Raw genomic sequence first — 17,231 nt, forward strand, 5'->3', positions numbered from 1 at the left:
GGCCTATCCCGTCGCCTGCTTGCGATTTCCGCCCTCGGGCGCCGGATCGTTCGCGGCGGCGGGGAGCGCGAAGAAGGCGCGGCGGGCGACCTCTCCGGCGGCGCGCAGCGGCGCGAGATCGGCTTCGCATGCCGCCCGGAACGCGTCTTCCTCGTCGGGGTCCATGCTGCGTTCGTAATGATTATCGCCGAATTTCCCGATTTCGATGCCGATGAAACCGGCGGGGGGCGGGAAATCGGTGCGCCGCTGGCCGGTTTCATGGTCGGTCCAGACGGTCATTTCGGCGGCGCGATCGTCGGCGGTCCGTTCGGCAGGGGGGCGGGGGGCCGGATCGGCGGAAATCTGCGCAACTTCATTCGCAATCGACGTGTTTTTCCAGAGCGCGGCGAGCGGATTGGCGCGGTTGTCGCGCCCGGCGAGCCAGAGTGCAAGCGCGGCGGCGAGCCCTTCGGGCGGCGACGCGATTGCGTCCGCGGCGTCAGATGGGGTTGCGCCCCCGGCGCTGTCGGGCGCCAAAGCTTCGACCGCGTCGAAGAGCGAGAGGAAGCCCGGCCAGTCACCGGCGATGATCTGCGCGAACATCTCTTCGCCGGCGCGCGCGCGCGTTTCGACCATCTTGTCGAGCCGCGCGAGCATCGCGAGGCCGAGGCGGCTATCGATGCGGCGGCGCTTGGCAAAGCTGCGGCCCTCCTCGCGCAGCAGCTCGGCGGTCTCGTCATGCCCCCAGATCGCGCGGTCGAGCAGCTCGTCGACGAGCCGCCCGCGCGCGATCAGCAGCGCCGCGGCGCAGCCGAGCCTGAACGCCGCGCCCTCGGGCCGCTGCTTCAGCTGATAGACCGCGGACGGCGACATGGAGACCTTGGCCGCCGAAATCTTCACCGACCCGTTGGTGGCGAAGGCTTCGAGAAACTCGCGCTGGAGTTTTGGGGTCCAATGATAGCTGCCGGGGGCGGGGATGGTGGCGGGGTTATGCGCGGCGTCGTCCATCGATTCGTCCTTTCGGTTAGGTGAAACCAAAAGAATGAACCATATAGGTGAATTGTAGGAAAGGGTTTTTGACACGATAAGCTTGATGAGGAACTACGGCTTCGGTGGGGTTTGCTTGGTCGGCTACCACAGTGACTCTCGCTCGCGGACGATCACGCCATCGATTTCGCGCCATTCTGCAAGGGTCAGGACCATGGCGGATAGAGGAAGGCCGAATTCGGCCTTGAAAAGTGGGGCAACTGCGTCTCGGACGGTGCGGACCTGCTGCCATTCCGGTTCACCGGCGTTACCCACCGTTACAAGCACGAGATCGACGTCGCGCGGAGATCGTGTTGGGTCGAGCATCGAACCGAACAGATATGCACCAATGATGAAGCGATGATACGGGCCGAAATTATGACGCAGCCAATCTCTCAATTGTAGAACTCCACGCCCCTCCTTCGCAGCATCGCGAATAGACCGGCATAAGGTATTACCTCTATACCGTTGGCCTGACCGTAGGCTTTGGCTTCATAGGTCGCCTTGCACCACGTCGTTGCATAAGCAATTATGTTGGCACCTAGTCCAACTGCCTTGTCGACGACATCGGCATCGACGACATATTCATTAGGATTTGGGCAATAGACTCTGACTGTTCCTGTATTGTGCGTGATCGTCACGACCGGATCACCCCCGTCAGTTACCGCATCGCTCTCTCTCTCCAACTTGCTTCGCAGCCAATAGGTGCTCAAATTTGCTCTCCCGAGGCATGATAGTAGGTTTCGAGGACGGCTAACCGTTGCTGTGCTATGTGATCACGAATTCCAGCCGGGAATAGGAACTGCTTATAGAGGTCCGTTTCAATCTCTTGGAACGTTTCGTACATAGCGACATGCAAAAGCAGCGGTTGATATGCCTCAAGTGTGTCGGGACCTTGGATAAGATGCGACTTAGTCCGTAAGATTTGTTCAATGTCGGCATTATTGGTAAGAATTTTTTTCTTTGTTCCTTGCCACACAAGTCCGGCTGCGCTGAGTCCAGGTTCCTCTTTTGGAAAGGATTTCGGACCGGTTTTGGCAAAGATCTCGCCGTTAATGTCGATCAGTGCCAGCAGCGGATTGTAAAATTCGTTGAGCGATGTGGACAACAGTTCGATCTTGCGCTGTCGCAGAACCGCGTTGAACGACTTGGCTGCCTGCACATAGACGACCCGGACTGATATGGCGTTGGTAATGATTAAGGCGCCGCCCGCCCCTACCAACGGCCACCAGCCTCGCTCGTACCATTCTTTTTCATCCTTGGGCGCTAGCTGAAGACCTTCGCTGGACCGGATCGTGAGCGTATGAGGAGTTGCGCTGGCAGCACTAAGGACCGCAACGGGCGTCAGTGCTGCAGCAATCAGTATGGTTACCACACCCACCGACCAAAATAGCATTTCAAGAGGAGATCGGGTTCGTTTGCTCATTAGACTGAGATATTCCCTTTCCAACTTCAACGTGAAGAAATGGAAACTAAAACGTCGAATATATTCAGTCCAGCTAATGTTGAGTCATTGTTGCTGGGTCGCACTGGCCCCTCCATCACTCGCTGCGCGAGCGGTCCCCCTCCCCATCGCTTCGCGACAGGGAGGATTTGGGGGTTTGGTCCGGGGTGGGGCGGGTTGGGGTTTTTGATTTCCTCCCTGCGCCGTAGGCGTGGGGAGGGGACCGCCCGTAGGGTGGTGGAGGGGCTGGGGCGTTGCGTTATTGCCCCTCCGTCAGCCGCTTTGCGGCTGCCACCTCCCCATGGCTTCGCCGCAGGGAGGATTGGTGGGGGAGGGGTTGTGGGGCGTTCGACTTCCAAGGCGACGGTGAAGGTGGCGCGGGGGTTGCGGCGGGTGATGTCGCCTCCCGAGGTTCTTTTGTGGCAGCGGCTGCGGGGGCGGCCGGGTGGGGTGAAGTTTCGGCGGCAGCATCCGGTGGGAGCCTATGTGGCGGATTTCTATGCGCCGGATGTCAGGATGATCGTTGAGGTTGATGGGTTGGTGCATGATGCTCGGGTAGAGCGGGATGCTGTGCGCGATGCGTGGTTGACGGGGCAGGGGTTTGTTGTGGTTCGGGTGGCGGCTTCGGATGTTTTGAAGGATGTGGATGCTGTGGTTGAGGGGTTGGTTCGGTTGATTTTGGCGTCGCGCTAATGGCTCCTCCGTCAGCGCTTCGCGCTGCCACCTCCCCATCGCTACGCGACAGGGAGGTTGGCGTACTCAATCCTCCCTGTGCCGAAGGCATGGGGAGGGGGACCGCCCGTAGGGTGGTGGAGGGGCTGCTACGGTAGCGCCAAAAGCCCCTCCGTCAGCGGCTACGCCGCTGCCACCTCCCCATTGCTTCGCAACAGGGAGGATTGTTCAGGCGCCGTTGGCGGCGCTCAAAATCGCCCGCACGCTCGCCGTCGCGACGTCGGTGTCCAGCCCGCAGCCGAACAGGCTCTTTCCGTCGGCGGTGCGGCATTCGACATAGGCGGCGGCCTGCACATTGCTGCCCTGGCCGATCGCGTGCTCGCTGTAATCGACGATGTCCATGATCGGGCCGCCGCTCTCGGCGAGCGCGGCGATGACGCTGCTCATCAGGCCGTTGCCGCGGCCGCTGACGCTGCGCGTTGCGCCGTCGATGGTGAGCTTGCCGGCGAAGATGCGGTCGGTGCCGGCATGGCTCTCCGACCAGTCGACGAGCTGGAAGCGTTTGCCCTCGGTCACCAGATAGGCGTGGTCGAAGGCGCCCCAGATGTCCTCGGCGCCGAGTTCGCGGCTCGTCTCGTCGGCGAGCGCCTGGACGATATGGCTGAAGCTTGCCTGCATCTTCTTGGGCAGTTTCAGGCCCTTGTCCTGTTCGAGCACCCAGGCGACGCCGCCCTTGCCCGACTGGCTGTTGACGCGGATCACCGCTTCGTAGCTGCGGCCGAGGTCGGCGGGGTCGATGGGGAGATAGGGGACTTCCCAGCGCTCGTCATTCTGGCGTTCGCGCGCGGCGAAGCCTTTCTTGATCGCGTCCTGATGGCTGCCCGAGAACGCTGTGTAGACGAGCTCGCCGCCATAGGGGTGGCGCGGGTGGACGGGGAGCCGGTTGCAATATTCGACCGTCTGGATGACCTCGTCGATGTTCGAGAAGTCGAGTTCGGGATCGACGCCCTGCGTGTACATGTTGAGCGCGATGGTGACGAGGCAGGTGTTGCCGGTGCGCTCGCCATTGCCGAACAGGCAGCCCTCGACGCGGTCGGCGCCCGCGAGCAGGCCGAGCTCGGCCGCCGCGACGCCGGTGCCGCGGTCGTTGTGGGTGTGCAAGGATATCAGCGCGCGGTCGCGGTTCGGCAGGTTCTTGCCGAAATATTCGATCTGGTCGGCGTAGATGTTCGCGGTCGCGGCCTCGACCGTCGCGGGCAGGTTGAGGATGATCGGGTTGTCGGTGGTGGGCTGGAGGATATCCATCACCGCGGCGCACACCTCGATGCTGAAATCGAGCTCGGCGGTCGAGAAGGTTTCGGGGCTGTATTCGAAACGCCAGTTGGTTTGTGGCAGGCGCGCGGCATTGTCGCGGAGCTGTTTCGCGCCGTCGATCGCGATTTGTTTGATGTCGGCCATCTCCATGCCGAAGACGATCTTGCGCCACGCGGGGCTGACCGCGTTATAAACGTGGACGATCGCGGTCTTGGCGCCCGCGAGGCTGTCGAAGCTGGTGCGGATGAGGTCGGCGCGGCTTTGGGTGAGGACCTGGGGCGTCACATCGTCGGGGATGCGGCCATCGCGGACGAGGCCCGAGATGAAGTCGAACTCGGTCGCGCCGGCGCTGGGGAAGCCGACTTCGATTTCTTTCAGCCCGATGCGGACGAGCAGGTCGAAGAAGCGCGCCTTTTTCTCGGCATCCATCGGGTCGATCAGCGCCTGATTGCCGTCGCGCATGTCGGTGGAGAGCCAGATCGGGGCCTGGGTGATCGTGCGGCCGGGCCATTCGCGGTTCGCCAGAGGAATCTGCGGAAAGGCACTATATTTGACCGAGGGGTCGCGGAGCATGGTCATGATGTTTGCTTCTTCTTCGGGTGGTTGCGCTATGTGTCGATCGGACCCTTGAGCGGGTGGCCGCGACTAGCGCGCAGCCAGTGTCACGCCCAAGGGCGTGTAAGTCGCAGAAGAAGAAGGGCGTTGCCACGCATGGGCAGGCTATTGGTTTAAAATGTCGCGCGATGCAAGAGGGGAATGCGAAAATTGCGTGGGCGGCGGGCTCAGCCCTTGACCCATTCCACCTTCGGATCGTTGAAATCGACAACGTCTGCGAGTTCGAGGACGTTCGGATAGCCATAGCCGACGAGGTTGATGAAGGTCTGGATATTGAGCGCGAGGGCCGCCGATTTCAGCGGCACGGGGCTGCGGTGGTTCGAGAAATTATTGTTGCAATAGATGAGGATAGGGCGGTCGGGGTTCGCGCCGATCACGGCGGCGAGGCTCTCGGCGGTGAAATCGGTGAGCGGCAGGTTGACCGCGCCCTTGATATGGCCGCGCGCGAAGGCGTCCTTCGAGCGCGCGTCGAGGAGGAGGGCTTCGGGCTTCGCGGCCTGCGCCTTGAACGCGTCGAACGCGATGAGGCGGGTGGCGCGCGCGGGGGCGACGCTGGCGGTGAGCGCCTGGAAGGCGGGATAGTCGATCTGCGGATTGGGCGTTGCGACGTTCTGGGCGAAGGCGGGCGTCGCTGTGAGGGCGAGAGCGAGAAGCAGGGTGCGCATGAAGATCCTCCCTTGAATGACGGGAGGCTACGCCGCCTTGGCTGGCTCTGTGATGAACCGAAAATGACGCCGGACCGCTGGGTTGCCGCGGCCCGGCGCAGTGCAGGGGATCGTCGGGATGCGAGCGTCAGGCGGCTTCGCTCTCGTCGTCCTCGTCCCAGGGTTCGAAAATCTCGTCCTCGATCAGATTGTCGATCGCGTGGACGCGGACGGCGATGCACCAGTCCTGCAGCGGACCTTCCCATGCGGCTTCGACTTCGGTGAGCGCGTCGGCGGCGTCGCCTGAAGAAAGGGAAGGGGGGCGATCGCCGACGAGGTCGAAATCCTGCACGCCGTCGTCGGGCGGGGTGATGGTGACATGCGGCTCGAGCCGGACATTCGCCCAGCCGGCGGTGGGGGCGAGGCCCTCGACCTCGACGATCAGCAGCGGCTGTTCCTCGTCGCCGTCGATCGAGGCGTTCACTTCGATAATTTCACGTACCAGTTCGCTCATCACAAGGGCTCCTTGTACGAAAAGGGGCGGGACCATCGCTGGTCCCGCCCCGTTCATACGCAGCGCGTGTGACAGATTGGCGCGCGCTTACTGCTTTTCGAACGCGGCGTGGATTTCGAGTTCGACCGCGTCGCTGACATAGGGGATGCCCATCGAGACGCCGAAGTCGCTGCGCTTGATCGTGGTTTCGGCCTGGAAACCGATGGTTTCCTTCTTGTTCATGCCGACGCCCGCGCCGTGGAAATCGACGTCGAGGGTGACAGGTTTGGTCACGCCGTTGAGCGTGAGGTTGCCGGTGACCTTCGCCTCGTCGCCGTCATCGTCGAGGACGACGCTGGTCGAGACGAATTTGGCGTCGGCGGGGGCGGCGCCGAAGAAATCGGCCTTGCCGCCGTCCTTGCCCGCGCGAAGCAGGTGGCTGGTGAGGCCCGCGCTGGCGGTCGTGACCTTCGACACGGGGATCGTCACGTCGACCTTGGCCGCGGCGAGATTTTTGGGATCGATGACGAGCGTGCCGGTCACGTCGCCGAAGATGCCGGTATATTTGCTGAAACCGAGATGGTCGACTTCCCACACGACCATCGTGTGTCCGGCGTCGGCGGCGTAGGTGCCCGCGGTGACGCGCGACTTGTCGGGGGCGCCGGGCGCGCCCGCGCCTTGGGCGAGGACGATGGGGGTCGCGACGACGGCGACGAGGGCGACAGCGGCGTAGGGGAGGATGCGGCGCATGGGGTAATCTCCTGTTGGGGATGCCGAAGCTAGGCGAAGCGGCGGGACGCCGTCAACAAGTCCCCGGGAAACGCAGCGTTTCGGTTCGGGTTGCAACGGCGCACGTCATCGCAAGCCGCTTGTGCCGTGCCCGCTTTCATGCTGCAATGCAGCGAAATATGGGGTCTGCACGAAGGCTGGGGGGCCGACGTTCATGGATAGCTTATTCGCCCGCGAAGCGGGTGAGATTGAAAATGCCTTTCTGGCGGCGCCGTTCGAGGCGGACGGCTGGAATGCGGCGCTGCGCCTGTTCGCGCGGCGGACCGGGGCGTCACGCGCGCAATTGCTGGGGATCGGCAACGAAGCGACGTTGTTCAACTTCATGCCCGACATCGACGCCGCCTATCAGCGCGAATTTCTGGAAATCGAGGCATGGCGGCCCGAGGTCAACTGGCGCATCGCCGCGAGCGGGCGGCCGATGGAGATATTGAACGAGGCGCATTACGACATCGCGCGGCAGCACAGCGGCACCGACGATTATGAGGAGCATGTGCGCAAGTGGGATGGCGTGCATGGCTGCCAGACCGCGCTGATCGCGGGCGAAGGGCTGCTCGTCGGGCTGGCGTCGCTGCGGTCCGAGCGCGAGGGGCGGAGCGAAGGGCGCGACCAGAAGCTGTTCGCGGCGGGCGCGACCTATGCGCTGGCGGCGGTCCGGATGCAGCAGGCGATGGCGCAGCGCGGCGCCGCGATGACCGTCGGCGCCTTCGACGCGATCGGCGTCGCGGCGTTCCTGATCGACCGGCACGGCGCGGTCGCGGCGCTGTCGTCGGCGGCCGAGGCGATCGTCGGCGACCGATCGGACGGGGCGCTCTGCCTGCGCCGGGGCCGGCTGGGCGCGACGCGGCGCGATGCCGATGCCGCGGTGCAGGCGGCGCTCAGCCGGGCGCTGGGCGGCGAGGCCATGCAGCAGCAATGGATCGGATCACCGCAGGACAGCGAGGGCGGCGGCGTCCTGTGCGAATTGTTCCGCCTGCCGCGGCGCGAATGGGATTTCGGCTTCGATCCGCGCGTGCTGGTCGTCGCGCGGCGGGCGGCGGATATCCCCGCGACGCGGACGGTGCCGTTGCGCGCGGCGCTGGGCCTGACCGAGGCCGAGGCGGAAATCGCACTGCGCCTGGCGAATGGCGAGGCACGCGAAGACATTGCGGCGGCGCGCGGCACGAGCGCGCAGACGCTGGGCACGCAGATCAAGTCGATCCTGCGCAAGAGCGACGTCGGGCGCGAGGCCGAATTGACGGCGTTGGTGAACCGGTTGCTGCGCTGAAGAGGACCGCCGGGGGGCGGGGCGGGAAAGGATATCGACGGTGGGTCGCAACCGCCGATATCCCCAGCCAGACGCTGCGCCACTGGTGCGACCGCGCCCGGTTTTCGATTGCCCCCACACAATCTAGCCCCGTTGAGGCGGCGCGATATCAGCGATTTATGGAGGCGGCATACCCCGTACGGGGTATATGCGACGAGCCGAGTTTCTGGTCGCGGGCGCCGGGCCGTCAGGGCGCGCGGCGTTCCTCGAACCATTGGCGCATCGCGGCCGAGGCGCAGCCGGTGAAGCCGTAAGAACCGACGGGCGAACAGCTGTTCGGGCGCGAGGCGCGGGCGACATTGTCATACCCCTCGACCGCCGAGGCCCAGCTGCCGCCGCCGGCCGGGACATCTTCCTTGATCTCCTCGCGAAGTTCCTTGGGAACGCGGTAGCGGTCGGATTCGGGTTGCTGCGCGCAGACGACGATCTCGTCGCCTTGCGGTTCGGGGCAGGGTTCGTCGCCATAGGTATAAAGGACCGACGTGCGCTGCGGCGGCTGGCTCGACTGCGCAAGCGAGCTGTCGTTCTGCGCAAGCGCGGGAGCAGCGAAGGCGAGCGCCGCGAGAAGGGGGAGGAGGCCGGCCGTTCTTGTCATCACAAATCGCGTTTCCCATGCCCCATATCCCTGCGGCGCAGATTGGCCGGCGCAGATGAACCTAAGCCGAACTGCCGGCGCAACCCCTTCGCTTCGGATGCGAAATTCGGGGCGGCCGGCCGGCGTCGGGGCGATGCGTATCAGATGGCGATCAATCGGGAAAAACCAACCCCCGTCCGTATCGCGCGCGCTGCGAAGCCGGGTCAGGCGAAGACGTCGTTATAGCCGATGCCGCCCTTGGGGTCGGGGCCATAGCGGTTCGGGCCCACCGTGCCTTCGAGGCACATGAAGATGAGCATGACGAAGCCGCCGACATAGGGAACGAAGCTGATCAGATAGAACCAGCCCGATTTGTCCTGATCGTGCAGCCGCCGGACGGTGACCGCGATCGACGGGACGATCGTGCCGAGCACGAAAAGGCCGGTCACGGCGAGGAAGTAATTTTCGGCGAGCGTATGATCTTCGCCGGCGGGGCTGCCGAAAAATATCGCGAGGCCGACGAGCAGGGCGATCATGAGCAGGTAGAAGAGCGTGAACATCCAATATTCCATGCGCTGCGACCGGCCGTTGAAATCGGCGTAGCGCATGAGCGGCATCAGCATCCAGTCCATAGGATCCCCCCCGTTAGTCCTTATGCGGGAGCCCCCTCCCGCAACGGGCCGTGTAGCCGAATGAGGTTTACAGGTGGTTGATTCGGATGTCGGTTTTGGGGTGGAAAGCGGACACCGGCCTTTTAGTCCGCAAACTCCCATCGCGCCCATTCGCCAATTTTACTTGCGATTTCATGCCATTTTGCACCGGTGGCGTGCCGAAGGCGCTTGCGAACATATAGTTCCACCGCGTCGGCATCGAACTTACGCATGAATAGCCTCTGGCCACCGGGCAGCACTGGGTATCGATCGAGTTCGGAATCGAGCCAGCTTGGCGAACAAACGTCAAAATCGAACAGATCCGCTCCGACGCTGCCCCTGGAACCAATTTCAGCGCGGACGGTGATACAGAACAAATCTCCGACAGGCCGGATGTCGGTCAGGAATTCCCCATCTTGCGTAGCAAGCGATCTAAGTTCTGCTTCCATCGCGCCAGATTAGTTTAGAGGCACAATGTCCGCAATCGGTCGTTAGCGGTCATTGCGGGAGAGTCTTCTTCAAATGATGTCGAGCGACGTCCCGATCGCGCTCCACACCTGCGCGAGTTCGTCCGCTGTGATGCAATAGGGCGGCATGACATAGACGGTGTTGCCGAGCGGGCGGAGCAGCACGCCATGATCGCGATAAAAGGCGATCAGGCGCGGCGCGAGGTTCGAGAGATAGCCGGAGTCGGGAACGACGATGTCGAGCGCGGCGATGGTGCCGAGGCGGCGCGGGTTGGCGACGCGCGGGTCGTGGCTGAGCAGCGAGAGATGTGCGGCCTGTGCATCGGCGAGGGTGTCGATCCGCTGCTGAACGGGCTCGTCGCGCCAGATGGCTAGGTTGGCGTTCGCGGCGGCGCAGGCGATCGGGTTCGCGGTGTAGCTGCTCGAATGATAGAAGGTTCTGGCGCGGTCGGTCGAGCAATGCGCTTCGAAAATCGGCTCGATGCAGAGCGTCACCGCGAGGGGCAGTGCGCCGCCGGTAAGGCCCTTCGACAGGCAGACGATATCGGGGATGACGCCCGCCTGATCGCAGGCGAAGCGTGTGCCGGTGCGGCCCCAGCCGGTCATCACCTCGTCGGCGATGAAGAGGACATTGTGGCGCGCGCAGATCGCGCGCATCTCGGCGAGCACCCACGCGGGATAAATGAGCATGCCGCCGGCGCCAAGGATGAGCGGTTCGACGATGAAGGCGGCAGGCTTTTGCGCGCAGGCGGCTTCGAGGGCGTCGAGCGTGGCCTGCTCCATGCCCTCGTGCGGGAAGGGGATGGTGTCGACGTCGAAGAGCAAAGGCTGCCAGGCGCGGTTGTAGACGCCGCGCTCGCCGACCGACATCGTGCCGATCGTGTCGCCATGATAGCTGTGTTCGAGGACGAGGATGCGGCTGCGCGGCTCGCCGATATTATACCAGTAGCCGAGCGCCATTTTGAGCGCGACCTCGACGCTGGTCGAGCCCGAGTCCGAAAAAAAGACGCGCGTGAGCGGACCGGGGGTGATGCGGATCAGTTCGGCGGCGAGGCTTTCGGCGGGTTCGTGCGTCCAGCCGGCGAAGATCAGCTGGTCGAGCTTTTCGGACTGGGCGCGGATCGCGGCCATGATGCGCGGGTGGGCGTGGCCGTGGGTGGTGACCCACCATGACGAGATGGCGTCGATCCAGCTTTGCCCGTCGGCGGCGTAGAGTTTGGCGTCTTTCGCGTGGCTGATCAGCGGGATGGGATCGCCGAGGCCGTGCTGGGTGAAGGGGTGCCAGACGGGGGAGGTCATGCGAAATCCGCGAGGTTGAAACTGGCGGCGAACGCCGTCGAGAGGCTCTCGCGCGTCAGCGGATCGATGATGGGCAACCGGCCCAGCCGGCGGATGCCCGATATCTCTGCGATGATCGCCTCGCTGTCCGCGACCGCGTCGCCGAGGAAGGCAAGGCCGTGGATCGGGACGCCGCGCGCGCGCAAGGCTTCGATCGTGAGCAGGCTGTGGTTGATCGTGCCGAGGCTGGTGCGCGCGCAGACGATGACGGGGATCTGCCATTTCGCGAACAGGTCGGCGTAGAGGCTGGTGCGCGTCACCGGGACGAGCGCGCCGCCGGCGCCTTCGACGATGAGGTCGCCGGGGGGCGGGGCGAGCGATTCAAGGTCGATGGTCACGCCGTCGATTTCGGCGGCACGGTGCGGCGAGGCGGGGGTGACGAGCCGGTGGGCTTCGGGAAGGACGGGCACGCCCGCGAGGCGCGCGACGACTTGGGTATCGGTTTCGTCTTCGAGCCCCGACTGGATCGGTTTCCAGTAAGGCGCGCGGGTCGCCTGCGCCAGGGCGGCGGAAAAAATGGTCTTTCCGATGCCGGTGTCGGTGCCGGTGACGACGAAGCGGGTCATGCGGTCGCCATCGCCTGCGCCAAAATGTCGGCCATCGCGTCGATGTTGGCTTCGTCAACATTGAGCGTGATCGCTATGCGCAGCCGCGCGGTGCCCTCGGCCACCGTCGGCGGGCGGATGCCGCGAATGTCGAAGCCCGCGCCCTGCAGGCTGCCCGCAATGCGCATCGTGCGGTCGTTGTCGCCGATGATCACGGGCAGAATCTGGGTGCCGCTGGCGGGGATGCCGAGCGGCACGAGGCGCTCGGCGGCGTGGCGGACGAGGCTGTGGAGGCGCGCCTGCCGCTCGGGCTCGTTCGCGACGATCTCGATCGCCTGACGGACGAGCCACGCCATCAGCGGCGACGGTGCGGTCGAGAAGATGAACGGGCGGCCGCGGTTGACGATGAAGTCGGTGGCGATCGCGGGGGCGCAGAGCAGCGCGCCTTCTGCGCCCAAGGCCTTGCCGCAGGTGTGGAGGGTGACGAGATTGTCGCGGCGGCGGAGGCCGTGCGCGAGGCCCGCGCCGCCGGGGCCGAACACGCCGGTAGCGTGCGCCTCGTCGATGACGAGCACGCCGTCGTGGCGGTCGGCGACGGCGGCGAGATCGGCGAGCGGGGCGCGGTCGCCATCCATGGAGTAGAGGCTTTCGACCGCGATCCACGGCATCCCGGCGCCACCGCCCGCACGCCAGCGGGTGATGATGTCGTCGAAGGATTGTGCATCATTGTGCGCGGCGGCGATGGTGCCCGCGCGGCCGAGCTTCATGCCGTCGTGCGCGCTGGCGTGAATGAGCTCGTCATGGACGACGAGGTCGCCGCGCTGCGGGAGCGTTGCAAACAGCGCGGCGTTGGCGGCGAAGCCGGTGGGGAAGAAGAGCGCGCTTTCGCTGCCATAGTGGCGCGCGGCATGGGCTTCGAGCGCTTCATGCTCTTCGTGATTGCCGCGCAGCAGGCGCGAGCCGCCCGAGCCCGCGGGGAGGCCGCGTTTGATGCCCGCGGCGAGCGCGCTGCGGAGCGCTTCGGAATCGGCGAGGCCGAGATAGTCGTTCGACGCGAAATCGCGGCCGGCGCGGGGCGCGAGCGCGCGGCGGCGGCTTTGGGCGGCCAATGCTGTGAGATCGGCGCGGTGGGCGTCGAAGGGAGAGTTTGGCACATATCCTCCTTGTTTGTCATTCCCGCGAAAGCGGGAACCCGGCCTGGACGTCCGTGGGCCAGGTTTCCGTTTTCGCGGGAACGACGATATTTTCTAAGCTGCGGCTTTGCCCTGCCTCAGAGCCTGCCGTTCTTCGCTGGTGAGCCGGTGCGGCGTGGCGATCGGTTCCAGCGTTTCGGCGTCGAACAACGCGCACCGCCGACGGTCGCCCGATACGATGTCTTTGATCATGCGGGGAAAAAATCGCCACATCAACGCTGCCATGCTCATTTTGCGGAGGTGACTTGTGTCGCCGATCCCGTCGTGCGTGAAAAGATGTCCGCGCGGCGGACCGGCCAGCTGCTCGCGCGTTGCGGGATCGCACGCGCCGAGCTGGACCGTCACATAGGGAATCTTCCCGTTCGCATAGGTGTTGAACAGCGGCATGCCGCAGCATTTGGCGTACCAGCGCAGCGTCGGCTTGTCGGTCAGGTGAACAGAGGCGAGCTGGTCGCGGCCGGACGTGAGCTGCACCCGCGCGCATCGCGCCTGATAGAGCGACGAGCCGCCATGCGCGTCGAGCACGCGTTCCGAATGGCCGAGGTGGCGGGCGAGATCCTGACAGTCGGTGCAATGGCATATGACATGATCGCCCTGACCGGGGCCAACATGGGTCAGCGTTCCCGAAACGGTCCCGCAGTCGCAGGCGAAGGAGAGATCGGATGACATCGGCCGTCCGTAGCTCCTTGCCCGCGATTGCGGAAGCAATCAGTTCTTCGCTTTGTCGACCAGCTGGTTCTTGGCGATCCACGGCATCATCGCGCGCAGTTCGCCGCCGACCTGTTCGATCTGGTGCGCGGCGGCGGCCTTGCGGCTGGCCTTCAATTCGGGCTGGCCGGCCTGATTGTCGAGCACGAAGTCCTTGACGAAGCGGCCCGACTGGATGTCGGCGAGGACGCGCTTCATTTCCTTCTTCGTTTCCTCGGTGATGATGCGCGGACCCGTTTTGATGTCGCCATATTCGGCGGTGTTCGAGATCGAATAGCGCATGTTCGCGATGCCGCCTTCATAGAGGAGGTCGACGATCAGCTTGGTTTCGTGGAGGCATTCGAAATAGGCCATTTCGGGGGCGTAACCCGCCTCGACGAGCGTTTCGAAGCCCGCCTGGATCAGGTGGGTGATGCCGCCGCAAAGCACGGCCTGTTCGCCGAAGAGGTCGGTTTCGCACTCTTCCTTGAAAGTCGTCTCGATGATGCCGCTGCGGCCGCCGCCGACGGCCGAGGCGTAGGAGAGGGCGAGCGCCTTGGCGAAGCCGTTGCCCGACGAACCCGCGCCCTGCGCTTCCTGCGCGACCGCGATCAGGCAGGGGACGCCGCCGCCCTTTTGGTATTCGCTGCGGACGGTGTGGCCGGGGCCCTTCGGCGCGACCATGAAGACGTCGATGTCGGGGCGCGCGTCGATCAGGCCGAAGTGGATGTTGAGGCCGTGCGCGAAGGCGAGCGCCGCGCCGGGCTTCATGTTCGGGCCGATGTCGTCGGCGTAGATCTTTGCCTGAGCCTCATCGGGGGCGGCGATCATGATCACGTCGGCCCATTCGGCGGCTTCCTTGTTCGAAAGCACCTTGAAGCCCGCGGCTTCGGCCTTCTTCGCGGTTGCCGAGCCGGGGCGGAGCGCGATCGCGACATCCTTGACGCCGCTGTCGCGCATGTTCTGCGCGTGGGCGTGGCCCTGACTGCCATAGCCGACGACGGCGACCTTCTTGCCCTTGATCAGATCCTGGTCGGCGTCGCGATCATAATAGACTTGCATGTCATTCTTCCCTGCTCGTTTTCGTCATGCCGGGCTTGATCCGGCATCCATGGACCCCGGATCGAGTCCGGGGTGACGATGGTTGAAACCTAAATGCGTAAACTCAGACCGCCTCCGCCCCGCGGGCGATGGCGACGACGCCGGTGCGGCCGACCTCGACGAGGCCGCATTCGCGCATCAGCGCGATGAAGCGGTCGACCTTGTCGCTCGTTCCGGTGATTTCGAAGATGAAGCTGGTGAGCGTCGTGTCGACGACCTTCGCGCGGAAGACGTCGGCCATGCGCAGCGCTTCGATCCGCTTGTCGCCGGTGCCTGTGACCTTGACCAGCGCGATCTCGCGTTCGACATGCGCGCCGCCGTCGGCAAGGTCGGTGACCGAGTGGACGGGGACGAGCCGGTCGAGCTGCGCGATGATCTGGTCGATAATTGCGGGCGAGCCCGAGGTGACGATGGTGATGCGGCTGAGCGCGTGGTCGGAGCTGATGTCCGCCACGGTCAGGCTTTCGATATTATAGCCGCGCGCGGTGAACAGCCCGGTGATCTTGGCGAGCACCCCGGCTTCGTTATCGACGGTGATGGCGAGCACATGGCGCTCGCCGGCTTCGGTTTTGATTTTCATATGTTTTACACCAGTGCCTTGGCTTCGTCGTCCATCGTGCCGGTGACGTCGCTCGGCTGGAGGAGCATTTCGGTGTGTGCGGCGCCCGACGGGATCATCGGGAAGCAGTTGGCGAGCTGCGCGACGCGGCAGTCGACGATCACCGGACCCGGGGTGTTGATCATCGTCTGGATGCCGTCCTCGAGTTCGCCGAGCGTGTCGATGCGCAGGCCCGTCCAGCCATAGGCGTCGGCAAGCTTCACGAAATCGGGCAGGCTGTCCGAATAGCTGTTCGAATAGCGGCTTTCATAGGTCAGTTCCTGCCACTGGCGGACCATCCCCATCCATTCATTGTTGAGGATGAAGATCTTCACCGGCAGGCGGTATTGCGCGACCGTGCCCATTTCCTGGATGTTCATTTGCAGCGAGGCTTCGCCCGCGATGCAGATGACGAGGCGATCGGGGTGCGCGATCTGCGCGCCGACCGACGCGGGGAAGCCATAACCCATCGTGCCGAGCCCGCCGCTGGTGAGCCAGCGGTTCGGGGCCGCGAAGCCAAAATGCTGCGCCGCCCACATCTGATGCTGGCCGACCTCGGTCGTGATGATCGGGTCCATGCCGCGCGTTGCGTCGAACAGTGCCTTCACCGCACGCTGCGGCATGATTTCGGCCGACGCTTCCTTCTTTTCGGGGAAGTCGAGGCAGCGCGTCGCGCGCCAGCCGTCGACGCGGCGCCACCATTCGCCAAGGTCGCGTGCCTTGTGACCCGCATCCTGCCAGCCCGCGATGATCGCATCGAGCGCGCGGCCGGCATCGCCGACGACCGCGAGATCGACGGGGATGATCTTGTTGATCGAGCTGCGGTCGATGTCGATGTGGATTTTCTTGGAATCGGGCGAGAAGGCGTCGAGGCGGCCCGTCACGCGGTCGTCGAAGCGCGCGCCGACCGCGATGATCAGGTCGGCGCGGTTCATCGCCATATTGGCCTCGAACGTCCCGTGCATGCCGAGCATGCCGAGCCATTTGTCATCGTCCGACGGGAAGGCGCCGAGGCCCATGAGGGTCGAGGTGACCGGCGCGCCGGTGAGCGCGACGAGCTGGCGCAGCGCGGCGCTGGCGTCGGGGCCGGCATTGATCACGCCGCCGCCGGTGTAGAAGATCGGGCGTTCGGACGCGGCGATCATCGCGACGGCCTGTGCGATGGCGTCGGCGTCGGGTTCGACCTGCGGGCGATAGCTTTTGTGCGCGATCTTTTCGGGAATCTCATACCGGCCCGTCGCGACCTGCACATTCTTCGGAATGTCAATCACCACCGGGCCGGGACGGCCGTGGGTCGCGATATGAAAGGCCTCGTGCAGGATCGGGCCGAGGCGGTCGGGGTCCATCACCAGATAATTATGCTTGGTGCAGTGGCGCGTGATGCCGACGGTGTCGCATTCCTGGAACGCGTCGGTGCCGATCAGCGCGGTCGACACCTGTCCGGTCAGCACGACCATCGGAATGGAGTCGAGCAAAGCGTCGGTGATGCCGGTGACGGCGTTGGTCGCGCCGGGGCCCGAGGTGACGAGCACGACGCCGGGCTTGCCGGTCGAGCGCGCATAACCCTCGGCCGCGTGCGTTGCCGCCTGTTCGTGGCGGACGAGAATGTGCTTGATCGTGGGGTGCTTATAGAGCGCGTCATAGATGGGAAGGACTGCGCCGCCCGGATAGCCGAACACCGTATCGACCCCGAGGTCGACCAGCGCCTGAACCACCATGTCGGCACCACTCATTTCCGTCACGACAAACTCCTTTCCGCAAAAATCGCCGCGCTTGTGCGCTGCAACAGGGCTGCGGGC

General features: G+C 64.6%; 20 protein-coding genes. 2 read left to right on the plus strand and 18 right to left on the minus strand.

Annotated features, from left to right (window positions below):
* Window positions 1-3: 3 nt before the first annotated feature.
* The 4 genes from AC3A43_RS01475 to AC3A43_RS01490 all read right to left on the minus strand — a co-directional run bounded on the left by AC3A43_RS01475 (window position 4) and on the right by AC3A43_RS01490 (window position 2,431).
* Window positions 4-987, minus strand: coding sequence for a hypothetical protein (locus AC3A43_RS01475; RefSeq protein ID WP_487790775.1), 984 nt, complete (start codon window positions 985-987; stop codon window positions 4-6).
* Between the two features lie 123 nt (window positions 988-1,110).
* The gene (locus tag AC3A43_RS01480) at window positions 1,111-1,404 is read right to left on the minus strand and encodes a hypothetical protein (RefSeq protein ID WP_487790776.1); all 294 of its coding nucleotides are present in this window, start codon (window positions 1,402-1,404) and stop codon (window positions 1,111-1,113) included.
* Window positions 1,401-1,718 (minus strand): hypothetical protein, encoded by a 318-nt coding sequence (locus AC3A43_RS01485; protein WP_487790777.1) that lies wholly within the window; start codon window positions 1,716-1,718, stop codon window positions 1,401-1,403. Before AC3A43_RS01485 ends, AC3A43_RS01480 begins: the two co-directional genes overlap by 4 nt.
* Window positions 1,715-2,431 carry a hypothetical protein gene (locus AC3A43_RS01490; RefSeq protein ID WP_487790778.1) on the minus strand — a complete coding sequence of 239 codons (717 nt, stop codon included), beginning with the start codon at window positions 2,429-2,431 and terminating at the stop codon, window positions 1,715-1,717. Before AC3A43_RS01490 ends, AC3A43_RS01485 begins: the two co-directional genes overlap by 4 nt.
* Before the next feature lie 357 nt (window positions 2,432-2,788).
* On the opposite strand from AC3A43_RS01490, the gene AC3A43_RS01495 reads away from it, so the two are divergent.
* Window positions 2,789-3,142, plus strand: a complete 354-nt coding sequence (locus AC3A43_RS01495; RefSeq protein WP_487790779.1) for an endonuclease domain-containing protein — start codon at window positions 2,789-2,791, stop codon at window positions 3,140-3,142.
* Window positions 3,143-3,349: 207 nt separating this feature from the next.
* Here the strand turns inward: AC3A43_RS01495 and leuA are convergent, their stop codons facing one another.
* The 4 genes from leuA to AC3A43_RS01515 form a co-directional block, all read right to left on the minus strand.
* Window positions 3,350-5,014, minus strand: coding sequence for a 2-isopropylmalate synthase (gene leuA, locus AC3A43_RS01500; RefSeq protein WP_487790780.1), 1,665 nt, complete (start codon window positions 5,012-5,014; stop codon window positions 3,350-3,352).
* Window positions 5,015-5,217: 203 nt separating this feature from the next.
* Window positions 5,218-5,715 (minus strand): rhodanese-like domain-containing protein, encoded by a 498-nt coding sequence (locus AC3A43_RS01505; RefSeq protein WP_487790781.1) that lies wholly within the window; start codon window positions 5,713-5,715, stop codon window positions 5,218-5,220.
* Between the two features lie 127 nt (window positions 5,716-5,842).
* Window positions 5,843-6,208: a hypothetical protein gene (locus tag AC3A43_RS01510; protein WP_487790782.1), complete on the minus strand. Its 366-nt coding sequence runs from the start codon at window positions 6,206-6,208 to the stop codon at window positions 5,843-5,845.
* A gap of 87 nt (window positions 6,209-6,295) precedes the next feature.
* Window positions 6,296-6,937 (minus strand): YceI family protein, encoded by a 642-nt coding sequence (locus AC3A43_RS01515; RefSeq protein WP_487790783.1) that lies wholly within the window; start codon window positions 6,935-6,937, stop codon window positions 6,296-6,298.
* Between the two features lie 193 nt (window positions 6,938-7,130).
* Here AC3A43_RS01515 and AC3A43_RS01520 point away from each other — a divergent pair, with 193 nt between their 5' ends.
* A complete protein-coding gene (locus AC3A43_RS01520; protein ID WP_487790784.1) occupies window positions 7,131-8,240 on the plus strand; it encodes a helix-turn-helix transcriptional regulator in 1,110 nt (369 codons plus the stop codon).
* 226 nt (window positions 8,241-8,466) lie between these two features.
* Here AC3A43_RS01520 and AC3A43_RS01525 read toward each other — a convergent pair whose 3' ends face one another.
* From AC3A43_RS01525 to ilvB, 10 genes are all read right to left on the minus strand, one after another.
* A complete protein-coding gene (locus tag AC3A43_RS01525) occupies window positions 8,467-8,874 on the minus strand; it encodes a hypothetical protein (protein WP_487790785.1) in 408 nt (135 codons plus the stop codon).
* 203 nt (window positions 8,875-9,077) lie between these two features.
* Window positions 9,078-9,485 carry a DUF805 domain-containing protein gene (locus AC3A43_RS01530; protein ID WP_487790786.1) on the minus strand — a complete coding sequence of 136 codons (408 nt, stop codon included), beginning with the start codon at window positions 9,483-9,485 and terminating at the stop codon, window positions 9,078-9,080.
* A 122-nt stretch (window positions 9,486-9,607) separates the two neighbouring features.
* Window positions 9,608-9,952 carry an Imm8 family immunity protein gene (locus AC3A43_RS01535; protein ID WP_487790787.1) on the minus strand — a complete coding sequence of 115 codons (345 nt, stop codon included), beginning with the start codon at window positions 9,950-9,952 and terminating at the stop codon, window positions 9,608-9,610.
* A 69-nt stretch (window positions 9,953-10,021) separates the two neighbouring features.
* Window positions 10,022-11,269 (minus strand): adenosylmethionine--8-amino-7-oxononanoate transaminase, encoded by a 1,248-nt coding sequence (locus AC3A43_RS01540; protein ID WP_487790788.1) that lies wholly within the window; start codon window positions 11,267-11,269, stop codon window positions 10,022-10,024.
* Complete coding sequence (gene bioD / locus AC3A43_RS01545; RefSeq protein WP_487790789.1) at window positions 11,266-11,874, minus strand: dethiobiotin synthase; 609 nt, start codon at window positions 11,872-11,874, stop codon at window positions 11,266-11,268. Before bioD ends, AC3A43_RS01540 begins: the two co-directional genes overlap by 4 nt.
* Window positions 11,871-13,007 carry an 8-amino-7-oxononanoate synthase gene (locus AC3A43_RS01550; RefSeq protein WP_487790790.1) on the minus strand — a complete coding sequence of 379 codons (1,137 nt, stop codon included), beginning with the start codon at window positions 13,005-13,007 and terminating at the stop codon, window positions 11,871-11,873. Before AC3A43_RS01550 ends, bioD begins: the two co-directional genes overlap by 4 nt.
* 93 nt (window positions 13,008-13,100) lie before the next feature.
* Window positions 13,101-13,715 carry a DUF6151 family protein gene (locus tag AC3A43_RS01555; RefSeq protein WP_487790791.1) on the minus strand — a complete coding sequence of 205 codons (615 nt, stop codon included), beginning with the start codon at window positions 13,713-13,715 and terminating at the stop codon, window positions 13,101-13,103.
* A gap of 39 nt (window positions 13,716-13,754) precedes the next feature.
* Entirely contained in the window at window positions 13,755-14,795 is a 1,041-nt protein-coding gene (ilvC, locus tag AC3A43_RS01560; protein WP_487790792.1) for a ketol-acid reductoisomerase, read from the minus strand.
* Between the two features lie 103 nt (window positions 14,796-14,898).
* The gene (gene ilvN / locus AC3A43_RS01565) at window positions 14,899-15,414 is read right to left on the minus strand and encodes an acetolactate synthase small subunit (RefSeq protein ID WP_487790793.1); all 516 of its coding nucleotides are present in this window, start codon (window positions 15,412-15,414) and stop codon (window positions 14,899-14,901) included.
* A gap of 5 nt (window positions 15,415-15,419) precedes the next feature.
* Window positions 15,420-17,174 (minus strand): biosynthetic-type acetolactate synthase large subunit, encoded by a 1,755-nt coding sequence (gene ilvB / locus AC3A43_RS01570; protein ID WP_487790794.1) that lies wholly within the window; start codon window positions 17,172-17,174, stop codon window positions 15,420-15,422.
* Window positions 17,175-17,231 lie beyond the last annotated feature (57 nt).

Source organism: Sphingopyxis sp. Soil_C_28 (assembly GCF_057657055.1).

Excerpts from the sequence above, each read along its gene's own strand:
- AC3A43_RS01505 (WP_487790781.1), bottom strand. The coding sequence starts at position 5,715 with ATGCGCACCCTGCTTCTCGCTCTCGCCCTCACAGCGACGCCCGCCTTC.
- AC3A43_RS01520 (WP_487790784.1), top strand. The coding sequence starts at position 7,131 with ATGGATAGCTTATTCGCCCGCGAAGCGGGTGAGATTGAAAATGCCTTT.
- AC3A43_RS01530 (WP_487790786.1), bottom strand. The coding sequence starts at position 9,485 with ATGGACTGGATGCTGATGCCGCTCATGCGCTACGCCGATTTCAACGGC.
- AC3A43_RS01490 (WP_487790778.1), bottom strand. The coding sequence starts at position 2,431 with ATGAGCAAACGAACCCGATCTCCTCTTGAAATGCTATTTTGGTCGGTG.
- ilvC (WP_487790792.1), bottom strand. The coding sequence starts at position 14,795 with ATGCAAGTCTATTATGATCGCGACGCCGACCAGGATCTGATCAAGGGC.
- AC3A43_RS01510 (WP_487790782.1), bottom strand. The coding sequence starts at position 6,208 with ATGAGCGAACTGGTACGTGAAATTATCGAAGTGAACGCCTCGATCGAC.
- AC3A43_RS01525 (WP_487790785.1), bottom strand. The coding sequence starts at position 8,874 with ATGACAAGAACGGCCGGCCTCCTCCCCCTTCTCGCGGCGCTCGCCTTC.
- AC3A43_RS01540 (WP_487790788.1), bottom strand. The coding sequence starts at position 11,269 with ATGACCTCCCCCGTCTGGCACCCCTTCACCCAGCACGGCCTCGGCGAT.
- AC3A43_RS01475 (WP_487790775.1), bottom strand. The coding sequence starts at position 987 with ATGGACGACGCCGCGCATAACCCCGCCACCATCCCCGCCCCCGGCAGC.
- AC3A43_RS01535 (WP_487790787.1), bottom strand. The coding sequence starts at position 9,952 with ATGGAAGCAGAACTTAGATCGCTTGCTACGCAAGATGGGGAATTCCTG.
- leuA (WP_487790780.1), bottom strand. The coding sequence starts at position 5,014 with ATGACCATGCTCCGCGACCCCTCGGTCAAATATAGTGCCTTTCCGCAG.
- AC3A43_RS01515 (WP_487790783.1), bottom strand. The coding sequence starts at position 6,937 with ATGCGCCGCATCCTCCCCTACGCCGCTGTCGCCCTCGTCGCCGTCGTC.
- ilvN (WP_487790793.1), bottom strand. The coding sequence starts at position 15,414 with ATGAAAATCAAAACCGAAGCCGGCGAGCGCCATGTGCTCGCCATCACC.
- AC3A43_RS01555 (WP_487790791.1), bottom strand. The coding sequence starts at position 13,715 with ATGTCATCCGATCTCTCCTTCGCCTGCGACTGCGGGACCGTTTCGGGA.
- bioD (WP_487790789.1), bottom strand. The coding sequence starts at position 11,874 with ATGACCCGCTTCGTCGTCACCGGCACCGACACCGGCATCGGAAAGACC.